Raw genomic sequence first — 16,124 nt, forward strand, 5'->3', positions numbered from 1 at the left:
AGATGTAACTCAGTATGTTACTTCTTACTATTGCAATAATACAATTTTATTTTAAAACATTTTCTATCTTTTTAAAAAATAAACTACTAATTTTGCAGAGCTTTTTTAGTAAAATATGATTCAACGCGTTCAGACCTTATATTTATTTTTAGCCGCAGGTATTTCTGCAGGCTTAATATTTGTGTTTCATTTGTGGTTAAATAATGAAGGCGTTAAAGTATTCGCTATAGATAATTACACGTATCTAGGCTTATTTTTAGGATCTGCATTATTATCATTAATTTCAATTTTTAGTTTTAAAAACAGGAAGTTTCAATTTGTTTTGGGACGACTCAATATAATATTAAACTTTATTTTACTAGGAATCTTTGTATATCAATCGCAAAATTTATCTGGAGAAACTAACGTTTCTGAGAAAGGTATTGGGATTCTTCTTCCTATTTTTTCTATTGTGTGTTTAGTCTTGGCTAACAAGGCTATTAAAAAGGATGAAGATCTTGTGAAATCTGTAGATCGATTACGATAGACCTAAAATCTTAGTAGTATTAGTGTGAAAAACCCAGACGCTGCCGTCTGGGTTTTTTGTTTTTTATCGGGTTTCAAATTCTATCACTTCCAAGTCTGTTATATTTTTACCATCAATTTTAAAACGAAGCATCGTTCTCACTTTATGAAAGCCATGTTTACCTGCAGCTCCAGGATTCATGTGTAGTAAATCTAATTTTTTGTCTGGCATCACTTTTAAAATATGTGAATGACCTGTGATAAATAGATCTGGCGGATTTGCGGCCAAAGCCTCTTTTACTTTATTATTATACTTAGGTGGATAACCACCAATGTGAGTAATCCAAACATCAACACCTTCGGACATAAATCTATTATGTAAAGGGAATTCAGCTCTTGCTTTAGCGTTATCGATATTCCCGTAAACGGCTTTTAAAGGTTTTAGTTCTACAATACGATCAGTTACTGATAAGTCGCCAATATCACCAGCATGCCAAACTTCATCAGCTTGTTTTACATATTTTAAAATAGCATCATCAATGTAACTATGTGTGTCAGATAAAAGGAGAATTTTTTTCATATTTGCTTTTTACGAAGACAGAAATCTTATTAATTATTTAGGATTTCTTTAGCATCTAAAACTGTAACTTTGCATTTAACAAAAGTAAGATTTCTATTGCGATTTTTCATAGAACTTTCATATAATGGTAGAGCATATCATGGTTGGCAAAACCAACCCAATGCTATTTCTGTGCAAGAAGTATTAGAAAAGGCTTTGTCTACTATTTTGAAAGCTAAAATTTCAATTATGGGAGCAGGTAGAACAGATGCTGGTGTACATGCATCACAGATGTTTGCTCATTTTGATTTTGATGGCGAATTTCAATCGAAAGATTTAGTGTATAAGCTCAATTCGTTATTACCAAAAGATATTGCCGTTACATCTATTTTTGAAGTAAAACCTGAAATGCATGCGCGTTTCTATGCAACGAGCAGAACATATAATTATAAGATTTCTACTTCAAAAAATGTTTTTGATTATGATTATGCTTATCTCGTACATCTACCTCTTAATCTAGAAGCGATGAATGAGGCTTGCAAGATTCTATTTCAATATAAAGATTTTCAATGCTTTTCTAAGTCGAATACAGATGTAAAAACGTATAATTGTGATATAATGGAAGCGTTTTGGGAACAAAAAGAACATCAGCTAATATTCACAATTAAAGCAGATCGTTTTTTGAGAAACATGGTAAGAGCTATTGTTGGCACGATGGTAAATATTGGTTTAGGCAAATTAAGTCCAGAAGATTTGCATCACATTATAACTTCTAAAAATAGGAGTGAAGCCGGATTTTCGGTGCCTGCACAAGGCTTGTATTTAGAAGAAATAGTGTATCCTGAAACAATTAAAATAAACTAAAAAGATACTGAAGCAAGTTCAGTAGAAGATGGCAGAAAAAGAAAAGAAAATATTTGATGTATCGTTGTTTACACGATTACTGCAGTACATAAAACCGTATCGCACTGTTTTTGTAATTTCATTGATTTGTGTTGTTGGCTTAGCAGTTTTTGGTGCACTTAGACCTTATATTTTAAAAGAAGCTATTGACGTGCAAATAGCAGATAAAAAATACAATGGCTTTGTCTTGTATATGGTTATTATGCTTGTGCTCTTAATTTTAGAAGTTATTTCTCAACTCCTGTTTATTTATTATGCAAGTTGGTTAGGGCAGTCTGTGGTTAAGGATATCAGAGTTAAGCTGTTTAAGCATATGCTTAAATTTAAAATGACTTATTTCGATAAATCTTCGGTAGGTGTGTTAATTACAAGAGCAGTAACTGATATGGAACGTATAGCAGATATATTTGGGCAAGGTCTGTTTATGATTTTTAGTGATATTCTGAAAATGTTAGTAGTAGCAGGCTTTATGGCATTTATAAATTTAAAGCTTAGTCTTATTGTTTTTGTGACCATGCCAATCGTGTTGTTTGCAACAAAGATCTTTCAGAAATATATGAAACGTGCTTTTGAAGATGTACGTACGGAAGTTTCTAACTTAAATTCATTTGTGCAAGAACGTGTAACAGGAATGAAAATTCTTCAATTGTTTACAAGAGAAGAAACGGAATACAAGAACTTTAAAGCCATTAATGAACGTCATAAAAACGGTTGGATAAAAACGGTTTGGTATAATTCCATATTCTTTCCTATTGCTGAGTTTTTAGGATCATTAACTTTGGCAATGGTTATTTTAGTTGGTGGATTTGATGCGCTCACAAAAGTGCCAGGTACAACACTAGGTGATTTAATTTCATTTACGATGTTTATTCCAATGTTGTTTAGACCATTAAACCAAATCGCCAATAAATTCAACACCTTACAAATGGGAATGGTGGCTGCAGATCGTGTTTTTAAAGTATTAGATACAACATCTAATATTGATGATTCTGGTACTATTGAGGCTAATCATTTTAAAGGTGCTATTGCGTTTAGTGATGTAAGATTTTCTTATGTAAAAGATGAAGAGGTCCTTAAAGGAATTTCTTTTAATGTTGAAGCAGGAGAAACAATTGCAATTGTAGGAGCAACTGGAGCAGGAAAATCTACGATTATTAATTTGTTGAATCGTTTTTACGATATCAATTCAGGAATTATTAAAGTCGATGACACTGATATAAAAGACATGACTTTAAGTTCATTAAGAAGCCAAATAGCAGTAGTATTACAAGATGTGTTTTTATTTGCAGATACAATTCTTAATAATATTACATTAAATAATGAAAATATTACTGAGGAAGATGTTGTGAAAGCTGCGAAGGCGATTGGGATTCATGATTTTATTTCTAGTTTGCCAAACGGTTATCATTATAATGTGAAGGAAAGAGGTGTGATGTTATCTTCTGGACAGCGCCAATTAATTTCGTTTTTAAGAGCTTATGTCACTAATCCAAGTATTTTAATATTAGATGAAGCAACGTCTTCTGTAGATTCATATTCAGAGCAATTAATACAGGATGCAACCGATAAAATTACGGAAGGTAGAACATCTATAGTCATTGCTCATCGATTAGCTACTATACAACAAGCAGATAAAATCATAGTGATGGATGCTGGAGAAATTGTAGAAATTGGTACGCACAAATCACTTCTAGAAAAAGAAACAGGTTACTACAAAAACCTTTATGAAGTACAATTTTTAAAGGCAGAAGCGGTTTAGTTTTGCTAGAAAAAAAACTGTACTGTAAATAGGTTTGAAGTATTTATAAATGATTTTAAAAATTATACAAAAGGACTTGAAGTCTACATAATGTTTTAAATAGATAGTATTATAAATAGTAAAGTAATTATAATACCAATAATAAACATGGAGGTCAATGCGATGAAACTTGCAATGATGAATCTCAAAAATGCAGCCCAAAACGTATCTTTAAATACGCGTTTCAAAATATAGAATAAATAAAGAAGTGTTGGGATAAATAATGCTAAAGATACTATATAGTATTCAACGCCTATTATGGCGAATAAGGTTCCAAATACAGCTGTAAGTATAATAATTTGAGCATTATAATATAAATTAATAACAATATGTTCTGTATAATTATAAACTCTTTCGTTTAAGATATAATAGGTGAACCATGTCCCAAAGGCGTAGAAGGGAACAAATAAAATATATAATATACTCTGGGATTTGCTAAAAAAATCAGTGTTGATATTTTTGAAAGGATTATCTTTTTGTGATGATGAAGAATTAAGGCCATCTACAAAACCACTCTGAAAATCTAAAGATTCTTTAAAAAACGTACTCATAATAAATAACTGAATACCAGCTAAGGTTAATGCAATGGCAAAATATTGTAAAACATCAATATATTTTTTTCTTGTCCCATCTATATAACTAACAATAACCATTTCTGGTTTATTAAAAAGATGAATAAAAGTGCGCAGGAATTTGTTATCTACGCAAAGAAATTGCTCATTAACTTGCGCGACTAAAACTTTTGGTTTTAATCTATTCTGAATGATTTTTGCACCACACTCGTCACAAAATTTTTGTGATTCCCTTAATGTATTATTACAGTTTTTACAGTTCACTAGCCTAAATCTTCTTTTATTTTTTGAATGAGATCGTCAGTGTTACTGAACATAACAAATTCTCCATTTTTAATATAAGATATTTGCCCTGTTTCTTCACTTACACAAAGTGCTAATGCATCAGTTTTTTCGGTAATACCAATTGCAGCTCTGTGACGTAATCCAAACCGCTCCGGAATATTCTTTTCATTGTTAACAGGCAAAATAACACGTGTCGCCTTAACCACATTTTTATCAATAATTATTGCACCATCGTGTAATGGACTATTTTTAAAAAAGATACTTTCTATGATGGGTTGAGAGACTAAAATATTCATTTCGTCTCCAGTGTTTGTCAAAAAATCGAGATTGTTGTTGCGTTCAATTACAATTAATGCACCAGTATTTGAAGATCCCATTTTGTTACAGGCATTAATAATAGCATCAATATCTGTAGAGGTTTGATCTTCGTTTTTTAAGAATTTAAAGTTCTTAAAAATTCCTTTTTTACCACCAATATTTGTGGAGCCAACGAGCAATAAAAATTTTCTAATTTCAGGTTGAAAGACCACAATTAAGGCAATAATACCAACTTTCATAAAACCATCAAAAATGCTGTAAAGCATCTGCATATTGAGATAGTCGGTTAAACGCCACGCAAAATAAATAACAAGTATTCCGATAAAAATATTGATGGCAACAGTACCTTTTACAAGCTTATATATGTAATATAAAAGAATAGCAACTAGGAAGACATCCACGAAGTCTATAAATCTAAAATCCCAAAGTTGTAAGTTTTCCAAGCGGTTAGTGTTTTTGCTAATTTAAGTTAAAATATGTATTCATTAAAATCCACTGAAATTAAATCTGAATCAATAGAATTAATTTTTCTTTTAATAGTTATATAATCTTGGAAAGATAAATTCCTTGAAAAGTATAATTCTAAATGCACGCCAATGAAATTAACATCGGTAAGTGACTTTAATTTACTATTTAGATTATCAAAATTAAAATATTCATTTCCAATTTGAAATTTTAAGTCTTCCCTAATAATTATTGGAATTGTGTTTCTAGCGTGGAAACCAGCCATATTCATTAGATTTTCCTTTGTAGGAATGTTACGCTCATTATAAACAGAGTCGATTTTGAGCTCTTCTTTATAATAGATATCAGTAAAATCCATAAACCCCAAATTCCCAATACTTGTATCATTACAAGAAAAGTAATTTCTAGCCGCTTCATTTTTGTGCATTTCTGCATTTCTCTTTTTGTCTTGTAAGAATTTAATGTGCGGAATGGCTTGTTTTAATGTCAAACGTTTATCTACATTAACCAGCCAATTGGTGGTAATTATTAAATTCTTTCGGTTTAATAATGTAGAATCTGGTTGTGTTTCATCATAAAATATATAAGCAGGAGACACATCTAAGACTTCTGTGATTTCTGCGTTTTCAATTTCTGGCAATAGTAGAACGCGTTCGTTATTACAGCTAAAGCAACATAGAATGATTAGGAGGTATATAATGCGCATAGGTTAATTAGATTTCAGTTGATTATAAAGTGTAATGCACTCCATGGCTTCTTTAACATCATGGACGCGTAATAATTTTGCACCTTTTTGCAAAGCGACCATGTGTAAGGCGGTTGTGCCATTTAAAGCTTCTTGTGAGGTTAAGTTTAAAGTTTTATAAATCATAGATTTTCTAGAAATTCCAGCAAGGATAGGCTGGTCTAGCATCTGTAGTAACTCTAGTTGGTTTAATAATTCAAAATTTTGTTCTGTTGTTTTTGCAAATCCAAATCCAGGATCTATAATTATATCATTAATTTTTTCTTGGTGTGCAGCTTCAATACGTTCGGCAAAATAAGAAATTACTTCTTTGGTTAAATCAGTGTATTGCGTTTGCTGTTGCATAGTTTTGGGCGTGCCTTTCATGTGCATCATTATATAAGGCACACTAAGTTTTCCAATGACTGCAAGCATATTAGAATCAAGTTGACCTGCCGAAATATCATTAACTAAAGCAGCACCAGCTTCAACACTTTGTTTGGCGACTTCACTCCTAAAAGTATCAATAGAAATTAAGGCTTCAGGAAAGTGCTTTAAAATTAATTCTATAACTGGTAAAACACGGCTAAATTCTTCGGCTTCGCTAACATCATCTGCATTTGGTCTAGAACTGTAGCCACCAATATCTATAAAAGTGGCTTGGTGTTTTAGCATGGTTTCCACCTGATTTAAAATTTCGGTTTCATCCTTGTATTTTCCACCATCAAAAAATGAATCTGGCGTAACATTAAGGATTCCCATTACTTTAGGCATCGATAAATCGATTAATTTTCCTTTACAATTTATATTCATGTTTCATCTTATAAAGGCCTTAAGAAAACTTTAAACCTCAAACTTTGAACTTCTAATTTATTTATGCGAAATTTACGGAAATTTTACTCGATAATCGAGAATTACATTATTCTAGTAAAGCCGTTATTCTAATTGTATTTAGGCTAACTAATTTTTCAAACTTTATACTAGAATCTAATTTTTAATAGATGCAAGATACTTCAAAACAATACGATGCTGTTATCGCAAAATGTAGGGCACTTTTTGTAAATAAAATGAGTGATTATGGTAGTGCATGGCGCATTTTAAGATTACCATCTTTAACCGATCAGATTTTTATAAAAGCACAACGCATTAGAGGCTTGCAACAAAACGATGTTAGAAAAGTAGATGAAGGCGAAGTAAGCGAGTTTATTGGCATCATTAATTATTGCGCCATGGCATTGGTACAATTAGAAAAAGGTGTGGTGGAGCAACCAGATTTAGATACTGAAGAAGCTACAGAACTTTACGACGAAAAAATTGCAGTCACTAAGCAATTAATGCTGGATAAAAATCACGATTATGGTGAAGCTTGGCGAGATATGCGTGTAAGCTCATTAACCGATTTAATTTTACAAAAATTATTACGCGTAAAGCAAATTGAAGATAATGCTGGTAAGACTTTAGTAAGCGAAGGTATTGATGCAAATTATCAAGACATGATTAATTATGCTGTTTTTGCAATGATTCATTTAGGAGAAGGTCAATAGTTTAGAAGATATAATTTTATGAAATACATAGTACAACTTAGTAGAATATTTACAGGAATATTATTTATAATTTCAGGATTTATTAAGCTAAATGATCCATTAGGATTTTCATACAAACTTGAAGAGTATTTTAGTGCAGATGTCTTAAATATGGAATTTTTAATTCCATTTGCGCTAGGTATTTCTGTAATTGTAGTGGTATTTGAGGTTGTTTTAGGTGTATTTCTTTTAATAGGTTATAAACCAAAATTTACCGTTTGGAGCTTACTATTAATGATTGTGTTTTTTACATTTTTAACGTTCTATTCTGCTTATTTCGATAAAGTTAAAGATTGTGGATGTTTTGGAGATGCGCTAAAACTAACACCATGGGAAAGCTTTACAAAAGATTTAATCTTACTTGTTTTAATTTTAATATTGTTTGTGGGCATAAAACATATCAAACCAATTTTCACAAAACTGCCAACAACAATTATTGCTTTGTTAAGTTTTATAGTTTCACTTTGGTTTGGTTACCATGTTTTAATGCATTTGCCATCTATTGATTTTAGAGCATATGCCATTGGTAAAAACATACAAGAGCAGATTATAACGCCTGAGGATGCGCCAAAGCCAGTTTCAGAATATACTTGGACGTTTAATGTAAATGGCGAAAACCAAGAGTTTATTACAAATGGTAGTTATCCAAAAGTAGATGGAGAATATGTGAGTGTAGAAACTAAAGTCATTGATGAAGGTTACATTCCACCAATTCAAGATTTTACGATTGAAGTCGATGGAGAAAACCAATTAGACTATTTCTTAGGTATAGATAAATTACTGATTATTACCATTTATGCTAAAGAGAAAACCGAAGCACAAGGTGTAGCTGAGATAAAAGCATTAACTGATAGAGCTATAGCAAAAGGATATACTGTAATTGGTATTTCGGCTTCAAGTTCAGATGATATGGCGCAATTAGCGAAAGAGAACGATCTTAAATTTAACTTTTATGCTACCGACGAAAAAGTGGTAAAAACCATAGTGCGTTCTAATCCAGGTGTCATAATTTTAAATAAAGGTACAGTTGTAAACAAAGCACACTGGAATGATTTTGAAGATGTAGAATTGTAGATTTCAGTAGGCAGTGTTCAGTATTCAGTGACAGTAAGCAGTACACAGTCTTCGTAAACAGTCATAAGTTTTTAACCATTAATTGTTTATCTTAAAAGTTTTAAATTCAATTTATTAAAAGCCAAAAAACAACAAAAAACCAACAACCTGATACGATATTTAATAAATAAAATCTTCTACGCTTTAATCACATTATTAGGTGTGGTAACAGTCATTTTCTTTTTATTCAATATTCTACCTGGTGATCCTGCAAAAATGATGTTGGGTCAAAACCAAACGTCCGAACAAGTTGCAGCCGTAAAGCAGAAATATGGATTCGATAAACCCATTGGGACACAATTTTTATATTATCTCAATGATTTATCACCAATTTCATTTCATTCAAATTCGCAATCAGATTACACGTTTTTAAGTCCAAATAAATACACAGCATCAGAACTCTTTACTTTAGGGAATACCACAACCGTAATAAAAGCACCATACCTTAGAGAATCCTTTACCAAACAAGGAAAAAAAGTAACGCAAGTTATAGGCGAAACTATTCCAAATACCTTTGTTTTGGCAGTTTCAGCCATTGTAATAGCAATTATATTAGGTGTTATTTTCGGAATCATTTCAGCATTATATAAAGACACTTGGATAGATAAAACCATTCAAATTTTAAGCACATTTGGTATGAGTGTACCATCGTTTTTTTCTGCCATTCTTTTCGCATGGTTATTTGGCTTTGTTTTACACAAATACACCAATTTAGAAATGACAGGCAGTTTGTACGAGCTAGACGATTTTGGAGAAAAAATGACTATAAAATGGAAAAACCTTATACTGCCAGCCATTGTTTTAGGTATAAGACCATTGGCAGTAGTCATTCAATTAATGCGAAATTCATTATTAGAAGTTCTCAATCAAGATTACATACGTACCGCTAGAGCAAAAGGCTTAAGTGAGTTTCAGGTTATTAAAAACCATGCCGTGAAAAATGCATTAAATCCAGTGGTTACAGCAATTTCAGGATGGTTTGCATCTATGTTAGCAGGCGCTGTTTTTGTAGAGTATATTTTTGGGTGGAATGGCCTCGGAAAAGAAATTGTAAATGCACTTAATACCTTAGATTTACCTGTAATAATGGGTGCCGTTTTAGTCATTGCCATTATCTTCATAACCATCAATATTTTTGTAGATATCATCTACGCATGGTTAGACCCAAGGGTAAAACTATCATAAAAAAAACGACAGATTTTTTTAAAATTTGCGATTCAACTTCGTATTAATAATTAATTCGAATTTCTACAACGTTTGCGCTGATTATTTGAGCTTTCAGACCAGATTTGTGTCGTCTTTTTATCTTATTTTTGTATTATAAAATTACAAATCAATAAACACTTCTTTTTTAAGAAGTTAATACATAACATTATGAGAAAAAACATAGTAGCCGGAAACTGGAAAATGAACAACGATTTAGCACAAACTGAAACGTTAATTACAGCCTTACAAGGTCAAACCAAAACCTCAAATGCAGAGGTAATGGTAGCACCAACATTTACAAATCTATGGCACGCTTTTCAATCATTAAGAGAATCAGATATAGAAGTCGTAGCACAAAACATGCACTTTGCAGAAAACGGAGCTTACACAGGTGAAATCAGCGCAAGTATGTTAAAAAGTATTGGTGTTAAAACTGTAATTTTAGGTCACAGTGAGCGTCGTGCTTATTTCAATGAAACGGATGAGTCTTTAGCCAAGAAAGTAGACGCAGCATTAGCAAATGATATGCGCGTAATTTTCTGTTTTGGAGAAGAATTAGCAGACCGTAAAGCAGGTAACGAAGAAGCTGTTGTAGGTAGCCAAATTAAAAACGCATTGTTTCATTTAGGCGCAGAAGCTTTCAAAAATATAGTGTTGGCTTATGAGCCAGTTTGGGCTATTGGTACAGGCGAAACTGCAAGCCCTGAGCAAGCGCAAGACATGCATGCATTTATCAGAAAAACATTAGCGGACAAGTACGGAAACGACGTTGCAGACAGTGTTTCTATCCTTTATGGAGGAAGTGTAAAGCCAGCAAATGCGCAAGAAATTTTTTCTAAGCCAGACGTTGATGGTGGATTAATTGGAGGTGCTGCACTTAAGGCCGAAGATTTTTACGCTATAGTAAACGCGTTTTAAATTTTAACTAATTAGGGCGTTACCACAAGGGTCGCGCTATACACTATATCTTTTTATTCGGTGGCTTCTGCTTCGCTCAGCCACCAAATAAAAAGGATGCCGTTTCTATCGCTAACGCATGCAATCCAATGCTAGTGATAAAGACAAAAGTCAATTAATTACCAAGGGTTATTCAACCAATCGTATATCAAAAAAATAAGATGTCTAATACAATTTACATAGGTTACAATTTTAAAGTAAAACCACTACAACCAGCCACCGAAATTCTAATTGCAGAACTCGGTTACGCAGGTTTCGAAAGTTTTGTAGAAACCGAAGAAGGAGTAACTGCATACATTCAAAAAGAGGAATGGAATGAAAACATCTTAGATGATATCTATATTTTAAGTTCAGAGGAGTTTGAAATTACATCAGAATTCAACGAAATAGAGCAAACCAACTGGAATGAGGAATGGGAGCAAAACTTTAACCCAATCATTGTGGATGATTTAGTATCTGTACGTGCACCATTTCATGAAAAACCAGACACTAAATACGATTTAATTATAGAACCCAAAATGAGTTTTGGTACAGGTCATCATGAAACCACACATATGATGATTCAGCATATCTTAAGAAACGATTTTACGGGTAAATCGGTTTTAGATATGGGTTGCGGAACAGGTGTTTTGGCTATTTTAGCAGAGAAAGTTGGTGCAACTAAACTAGATGCTATTGATATAGATAATTGGTGTTACCTAAATAGTTTAGAAAATGTAGAACGTAACGATTGTCATAACATTTCAGTTTACGAAGGTGATGTAAAGTTGTTAGAAGGTAAAACGTACGATAGCATCATTGCTAATATCAATAGAAACATTCTTTTATCAGATATTCCAAGTTATGCCAAATGTTTAAACACTAATGGAACACTGTTTTTAAGTGGGTTTTATGAAGAGGATATTCCAATTATAACGGCAGAATGTGAAAAACACATGTTAAAATTGAATGAAACTATACAAAAAGGACGTTGGGTATCGTTAAAATTTATAAATTAGTAGAGATTAACAAATAGAGTCTGTCACACTAAGTACACAAAACGTACTTAAAAAGCGATTTAAGATGACAAAAGAAAAATACTCAGAAGAGCTGCTTTTACAAGAAGAAGTCGTAAAAGAAAATGAAATTGTGTTGTTTAATGATGAGGTTAATACCTTCGACCACGTTATAGATACTTTAATATATGCATGTGACCACATGCCAGAACAAGCCGAACAATGTGCTTTATTAGTGCATTACAAAGGTAAGTGTACGGTAAAAACTGGGCCTTACGAAGATTTAGAGCCTAGATGCTCTAAGCTTTTACAAGCAGGCCTTAGTGCAGAAATAGTTTAATAAAAAATCCCACGTTGAGTGGGATTTTTTATTTGTAACCTTTGCTAATTCTGTCATTCTGAATTTGTTTCAGAATCTAATTTATAATGTTACGAGATTCTGAACCAAGTTCAGAATGACAAACATAGACTATAATTAGGTTTACTTCGTCATTCTACCAACAGCACAACTCACAAAAGACTTTGCCTTTTTTGGTAATGAGTTAGCATCTCCAACAATAGGGTAACCTAAATCTGATAACTTCTGTTTTACAGATTCAATTTCAGTTACAGAAACCGTATTAAAACTGACTTCATCAGTATCGTTATTAACTTCAACTTCAGAAATCCCATCTAGTTTAGATAATTGTGTCACGATTGTATTTGCACAACCACCACATTTTAAGTTCTGTATGTTAAATGAATTTTTCATGTTTATTAGTTTTTATAGACTACTACTTGAGTCTTATTTTTCATTATTAATGATTTAAAAAAGACCTGCTAGGTTTTTAAAACCTGCTAGGTCTAGTCATTATTTATCTATAATGTTGTAGGACAAACAAAATCAGTTACTGGTAAATCTGTATTTTTAATAGCACCAAAACCACCTTCAACATCAATTAAATTATTATAACCTCTTGCTTTTAAAATAGACTCGGCAATAACAGAACGATAACCTCCAGCACAATGTACATAATAGGTTTTGTCTTTATCTACCTCGTTCATCTTTTCATTAATAAAGTCTAAAGACAAGTGTTGTGCATCTTCTATATGAGATGATAAATACTCGCCATCCTTTCTTACATCTAAAATATTAAGTTTGCTTTCTTTGGCTTTTGCGGCAAATTCTTCAGCTGAAATAGATTGTAAGGTTTCAATGTCTTTTCCGGCGTTTTGCCAAGCTTCTAATCCACCTTCAAGATAACCTAAGGTATTATCATAACCAACACGCGATAATCTTGTTACAGCTTCTTCAGATTTACCTTCAGGAACTACCAAAACAATAGGTTGTTTAATGTCTTTAATTAAAGCACCAACCCAAGGTGCAAATCCACCATTTAATCCTATAAAAATAGATTTAGGAATATGTGCTTTTATAAAGTCGGCTTGAGTTCTAACATCTAAAACTAATGCAGCCTCATGGTTAGCCATAGCTTCAAACTCTTCTGGATTAAGTGGCACGTTTCCTGTTTTTAAAACAGTTTCAAACGTATCGTAACCCATTTTATTCATAATTGCATTTTTAGCAAAATATTGTGGAGGAGGAGCAATGCCATCTAAAACTTCTTCAACAAATTCGGCTTTTGTCATATCTGCACGCAGCGCATAATTTGTTTTTTTCTGTTCGCCTAAAACACCAACAGTTTCTTTGCTTAAATTTTTACCACAAGCAGAACCAGCTCCATGTGCAGGATAAACGATAACATCATCTTCGAGCGTCATTATTTTATTTCGAAGCGAATCGTATAACATGCCAGCTAAATCTTCTTTTGTTAAATCAGATTTAATCGCTAAATCTGGTCGGCCGACATCACCTAAAAATAAAGTGTCACCAGAAAAAATAGCGTGATTTTTTCCATTTTCATCAATTAAAAGATAAGTTGTAGATTCTAAAGTGTGTCCTGGTGTATGTAATACTTTAAGCGTTACATTTCCAAGTTTAAGCTCTTCACCATCTGTTGCAGTATGTATGTTATATTCTGTAGTTGCTCCAGGTCCAAATACAATTGTTGCTCCTGTTTTTTTAGCCAAATCTACATGTCCAGAAACAAAATCAGCATGAAAATGTGTTTCTAGAATATATTTAATTTTTGAATTGTTAGCTTCTGTTTTGTCAATATACTGCTGTACTTCCCTTAAAGGGTCTATTATAGCAACTTCTCCTTCTGATTCAATATAATAAGCACCTTGTGCTAAACAGCCAGTATATAATTGTTCAATTTTCATAAATAGTAGATATTATAGTGCAAATTTACAAAAGTTCATTTTCCGAAATGTGATATTTGTCACAAAGTCTGTTAAAATAACTCTTTATAAGTAATATAAATTGCCATGATTAAAGTGAAATAGCCAAAGCCTCTTTTTAAGCCTTTAGCGCTAATTTTTTTAGATAACGCTAACCCAATAAATATACCAATTATTGAAATGATAGTAAATCTAATTAAGAAATTCCAGTCAATTTCTATGGTATTTAAATCGCCTAAAAATCCTATTAAAGATTGTATTGCTATGATAAATAAAGAGGTACTTATTGCTTTTTTGATAGGTAGTTTGACTAAAAGGACCAATGCAGGTACAATTAAAAATCCACCACCAGCACCAACCAAGCCAGCTAATGCACCAATACCAATGGCTTGTGTACCAATAGCTAAGTAATGATTACTGTCGTACTCCTTTATTTCTTGCTCAGTTGTGATTTCTTTAGACTTTATCATAGACCAACCTGCTAAAAGCATAATGAGCGCAAAAACTAACATTATAAAAAGAGAATTGGTTAAGTGAAACTTGCCTATCGAAAATAAAACATCTGGTAGGTTAGGTATCACTAAGCTTCTCATCATAAAAACAGCAAGAATTGAGGGTATTGCAAAAATTATTGCTGTTTTAAAGTCGATTGTTTTTTTTCTAATATTTCTAAATGTTCCTATTAATGAAGTACTACCAACCACAAATAGAGAATAACTAGTAGCTACAATAGGACTAAATCCTAAAAAATAAACCAAAATAGGAACTGTTAAAATAGAGCCACCTCCTCCTATAAGTCCAAGAACGAGTCCAACAATTAATGCACCGAAGTAGCCTATTATCTCAGTTAATTCCATTTTAATGTGGTAGTTTATCTTTTGTTAAGCCGTACACATAAGTTCCTAGTAATGCAGCAGCAATTACAACTAATATAGAGAATGCACCAGTACCAATTAAGATGTACATTGGACCAGGACATGCGCCACATAGTGCCCAACCTAAACCAAAAATAATGCCTCCTAAAATATAACGAATGAATCCACGATCTTTTAAAGGCACTCTTAAAAATGAACCTTCTATGTTTTTAATTTTAATTTTTTTTGAAACTAATAGTAAAATTATTCCTGTTATAACGGCAGAACCAATAATACCATACATGTGGAAGGACTGAAACTTAAACATTTCAAAAATACGATACCATGAAACGGCTTCAGATTTTACTAAAACAATACCGAATACCATACCTACGGTTAAAAATTTTAAATACTTTCCCATAATTAAAATAGTATTGGATATATAAGATGAATCATAATTAAACCTCCAGCAAAAAAGCCTATTACAGCAATTAATGATGGTAATTGCAAACTGCTTAAGCCTGTAATCGCATGGCCAGATGTGCAACCACCTGCATAACGCGTACCAAAACCAACTAGAAACCCACCTACAATTAGTATTAAAATACCTTTAATACTAAAGACAGCATCCCAACTAAATAATTCTGGTGGTACTAAACTTTGCCCAACATTACTAAATCCAAATGCGTTTAAATCTTTTATGGTGGCTTCACTTAGATTAATATTTGTTGGATTAGACAATAGATAATGAGCAATAAATCCACCTAAAATTGCACCTAATACAACAACGAGATTCCAGCGTTGGCTTTTCCAATCGAATTTAAAGAATTCAACACGTTTACCAGCACCTCCAATGGCGCATAAGGTTCTTAAGTTAGATGACATGCCAAAAGTTCTTCCAAAATAAAGGAGAAGAAACATTATTATTGCCAACAAAGGTCCAGTAACAAACCAAGGCCAAGGTTGTAAGATGTATTCCATATTAATAGATAGTAAAAATAAGTT

At 32.3% G+C, this 16,124-nt stretch carries 19 protein-coding genes; 9 read left to right on the forward strand and 10 right to left on the reverse strand.

The genetic code is table 11. The features are described from left to right. The first annotated feature begins 115 nt into the window (after positions 1–115). Positions 116–526, forward strand: coding sequence for a DUF4293 domain-containing protein (locus ACJBCC_RS01620; protein ID WP_407556217.1), 411 nt, complete (start codon positions 116–118; stop codon positions 524–526). Between the two features lie 63 nt (positions 527–589). On the opposite strand, the gene ACJBCC_RS01625 is transcribed toward ACJBCC_RS01620, so the two are convergent. Next, positions 590–1,084, reverse strand: a complete 495-nt coding sequence (locus tag ACJBCC_RS01625) for a metallophosphoesterase family protein (protein ID WP_407556218.1) — start codon at positions 1,082–1,084, stop codon at positions 590–592. Positions 1,085–1,180: 96 nt separating this feature from the next. Between ACJBCC_RS01625 and truA the strand changes: the two genes are divergently transcribed. Both truA and ACJBCC_RS01635 read left to right on the forward strand, forming a co-directional pair. Next, positions 1,181–1,927: a tRNA pseudouridine(38-40) synthase TruA gene (gene truA, locus ACJBCC_RS01630; RefSeq protein ID WP_407556300.1), complete on the forward strand. Its 747-nt coding sequence runs from the start codon at positions 1,181–1,183 to the stop codon at positions 1,925–1,927. 28 nt (positions 1,928–1,955) lie between these two features. Further along, positions 1,956–3,725, forward strand: a complete 1,770-nt coding sequence (locus ACJBCC_RS01635; RefSeq protein ID WP_299099358.1) for an ABC transporter ATP-binding protein — start codon at positions 1,956–1,958, stop codon at positions 3,723–3,725. Between the two features lie 95 nt (positions 3,726–3,820). Here the strand turns inward: ACJBCC_RS01635 and ACJBCC_RS01640 are convergent, their stop codons facing one another. The 4 genes from ACJBCC_RS01640 to folP are packed head-to-tail and all read right to left on the reverse strand — an operon-like array spanning position 3,821 to position 6,941. After that, the gene (locus tag ACJBCC_RS01640; RefSeq protein ID WP_407556219.1) at positions 3,821–4,600 is read right to left on the reverse strand and encodes a DUF3667 domain-containing protein; all 780 of its coding nucleotides are present in this window, start codon (positions 4,598–4,600) and stop codon (positions 3,821–3,823) included. Further along, the gene (gene cdaA, locus ACJBCC_RS01645; protein WP_299099362.1) at positions 4,600–5,382 is read right to left on the reverse strand and encodes a diadenylate cyclase CdaA; all 783 of its coding nucleotides are present in this window, start codon (positions 5,380–5,382) and stop codon (positions 4,600–4,602) included. The genes ACJBCC_RS01640 and cdaA overlap by 1 nt, the downstream gene beginning before the upstream one ends. A gap of 26 nt (positions 5,383–5,408) precedes the next feature. Continuing rightward, entirely contained in the window at positions 5,409–6,110 is a 702-nt protein-coding gene (locus tag ACJBCC_RS01650; RefSeq protein ID WP_407556220.1) for a hypothetical protein, read from the reverse strand. A gap of 3 nt (positions 6,111–6,113) precedes the next feature. After that, positions 6,114–6,941 carry a dihydropteroate synthase gene (gene folP, locus ACJBCC_RS01655; RefSeq protein ID WP_407556221.1) on the reverse strand — a complete coding sequence of 276 codons (828 nt, stop codon included), beginning with the start codon at positions 6,939–6,941 and terminating at the stop codon, positions 6,114–6,116. Positions 6,942–7,129: 188 nt separating this feature from the next. On the opposite strand from folP, the gene ACJBCC_RS01660 reads away from it, so the two are divergent. From ACJBCC_RS01660 to ACJBCC_RS01685, 6 genes are all read left to right on the forward strand, one after another. Next, positions 7,130–7,672 carry a DUF1599 domain-containing protein gene (locus ACJBCC_RS01660; RefSeq protein ID WP_299099366.1) on the forward strand — a complete coding sequence of 181 codons (543 nt, stop codon included), beginning with the start codon at positions 7,130–7,132 and terminating at the stop codon, positions 7,670–7,672. A gap of 18 nt (positions 7,673–7,690) precedes the next feature. Next, a complete protein-coding gene (locus tag ACJBCC_RS01665; protein ID WP_299099368.1) occupies positions 7,691–8,785 on the forward strand; it encodes a BT_3928 family protein in 1,095 nt (364 codons plus the stop codon). Between the two features lie 147 nt (positions 8,786–8,932). After that, the gene (locus ACJBCC_RS01670; RefSeq protein ID WP_407556301.1) at positions 8,933–10,009 is read left to right on the forward strand and encodes an ABC transporter permease; all 1,077 of its coding nucleotides are present in this window, start codon (positions 8,933–8,935) and stop codon (positions 10,007–10,009) included. A 189-nt stretch (positions 10,010–10,198) separates the two neighbouring features. Then, positions 10,199–10,948, forward strand: a complete 750-nt coding sequence (gene tpiA, locus ACJBCC_RS01675; protein WP_407556222.1) for a triose-phosphate isomerase — start codon at positions 10,199–10,201, stop codon at positions 10,946–10,948. A gap of 200 nt (positions 10,949–11,148) precedes the next feature. Next, on the forward strand, positions 11,149–11,985 hold the full coding sequence (gene prmA / locus ACJBCC_RS01680) for a 50S ribosomal protein L11 methyltransferase (RefSeq protein ID WP_299099372.1): 837 nt from the start codon (positions 11,149–11,151) through the stop codon (positions 11,983–11,985). 64 nt (positions 11,986–12,049) lie between these two features. Further along, positions 12,050–12,322 carry an ATP-dependent Clp protease adaptor ClpS gene (locus ACJBCC_RS01685; protein WP_157362944.1) on the forward strand — a complete coding sequence of 91 codons (273 nt, stop codon included), beginning with the start codon at positions 12,050–12,052 and terminating at the stop codon, positions 12,320–12,322. Between the two features lie 141 nt (positions 12,323–12,463). Here the strand turns inward: ACJBCC_RS01685 and ACJBCC_RS01690 are convergent, their stop codons facing one another. The 5 genes from ACJBCC_RS01690 to ACJBCC_RS01710 form a co-directional block, all read right to left on the reverse strand. Then, complete coding sequence (locus ACJBCC_RS01690) at positions 12,464–12,733, reverse strand: heavy-metal-associated domain-containing protein (protein ID WP_299099374.1); 270 nt, start codon at positions 12,731–12,733, stop codon at positions 12,464–12,466. A gap of 107 nt (positions 12,734–12,840) precedes the next feature. Further along, positions 12,841–14,247 (reverse strand): rhodanese-like domain-containing protein, encoded by a 1,407-nt coding sequence (locus ACJBCC_RS01695; protein WP_299099375.1) that lies wholly within the window; start codon positions 14,245–14,247, stop codon positions 12,841–12,843. A 71-nt stretch (positions 14,248–14,318) separates the two neighbouring features. Beyond that, positions 14,319–15,122 (reverse strand): sulfite exporter TauE/SafE family protein, encoded by an 804-nt coding sequence (locus ACJBCC_RS01700; RefSeq protein ID WP_299099377.1) that lies wholly within the window; start codon positions 15,120–15,122, stop codon positions 14,319–14,321. A gap of 1 nt (position 15,123) precedes the next feature. Further along, positions 15,124–15,540 (reverse strand): DUF6691 family protein, encoded by a 417-nt coding sequence (locus ACJBCC_RS01705; RefSeq protein WP_299099379.1) that lies wholly within the window; start codon positions 15,538–15,540, stop codon positions 15,124–15,126. Between the two features lie 2 nt (positions 15,541–15,542). Further along, entirely contained in the window at positions 15,543–16,100 is a 558-nt protein-coding gene (locus tag ACJBCC_RS01710; protein WP_299099381.1) for a YeeE/YedE family protein, read from the reverse strand. Positions 16,101–16,124 lie beyond the last annotated feature (24 nt).

The organism is Winogradskyella sp. 4-2091, from assembly GCF_045765065.1.
Lineage (GTDB): Bacteria > Bacteroidota > Bacteroidia > Flavobacteriales > Flavobacteriaceae > Winogradskyella.

Bases quoted from the DNA above. Each gene is read 5' to 3' on its own strand.
- ACJBCC_RS01690 (WP_299099374.1), bottom strand. From the start codon at position 12,733: ATGAAAAATTCATTTAACATACAGAACTTAAAATGTGGTGGTTGTGCA.
- ACJBCC_RS01635 (WP_299099358.1), top strand. From the start codon at position 1,956: ATGGCAGAAAAAGAAAAGAAAATATTTGATGTATCGTTGTTTACACGA.
- ACJBCC_RS01695 (WP_299099375.1), bottom strand. From the start codon at position 14,247: ATGAAAATTGAACAATTATATACTGGCTGTTTAGCACAAGGTGCTTAT.
- prmA (WP_299099372.1), top strand. From the start codon at position 11,149: ATGTCTAATACAATTTACATAGGTTACAATTTTAAAGTAAAACCACTA.
- ACJBCC_RS01620 (WP_407556217.1), top strand. From the start codon at position 116: ATGATTCAACGCGTTCAGACCTTATATTTATTTTTAGCCGCAGGTATT.
- tpiA (WP_407556222.1), top strand. From the start codon at position 10,199: ATGAGAAAAAACATAGTAGCCGGAAACTGGAAAATGAACAACGATTTA.
- ACJBCC_RS01705 (WP_299099379.1), bottom strand. From the start codon at position 15,540: ATGGGAAAGTATTTAAAATTTTTAACCGTAGGTATGGTATTCGGTATT.
- ACJBCC_RS01685 (WP_157362944.1), top strand. From the start codon at position 12,050: ATGACAAAAGAAAAATACTCAGAAGAGCTGCTTTTACAAGAAGAAGTC.
- ACJBCC_RS01650 (WP_407556220.1), bottom strand. From the start codon at position 6,110: ATGCGCATTATATACCTCCTAATCATTCTATGTTGCTTTAGCTGTAAT.
- ACJBCC_RS01665 (WP_299099368.1), top strand. From the start codon at position 7,691: ATGAAATACATAGTACAACTTAGTAGAATATTTACAGGAATATTATTT.
- ACJBCC_RS01710 (WP_299099381.1), bottom strand. From the start codon at position 16,100: ATGGAATACATCTTACAACCTTGGCCTTGGTTTGTTACTGGACCTTTG.
- ACJBCC_RS01700 (WP_299099377.1), bottom strand. From the start codon at position 15,122: ATGGAATTAACTGAGATAATAGGCTACTTCGGTGCATTAATTGTTGGA.
- folP (WP_407556221.1), bottom strand. From the start codon at position 6,941: ATGAATATAAATTGTAAAGGAAAATTAATCGATTTATCGATGCCTAAA.
- ACJBCC_RS01660 (WP_299099366.1), top strand. From the start codon at position 7,130: ATGCAAGATACTTCAAAACAATACGATGCTGTTATCGCAAAATGTAGG.
- ACJBCC_RS01625 (WP_407556218.1), bottom strand. From the start codon at position 1,084: ATGAAAAAAATTCTCCTTTTATCTGACACACATAGTTACATTGATGAT.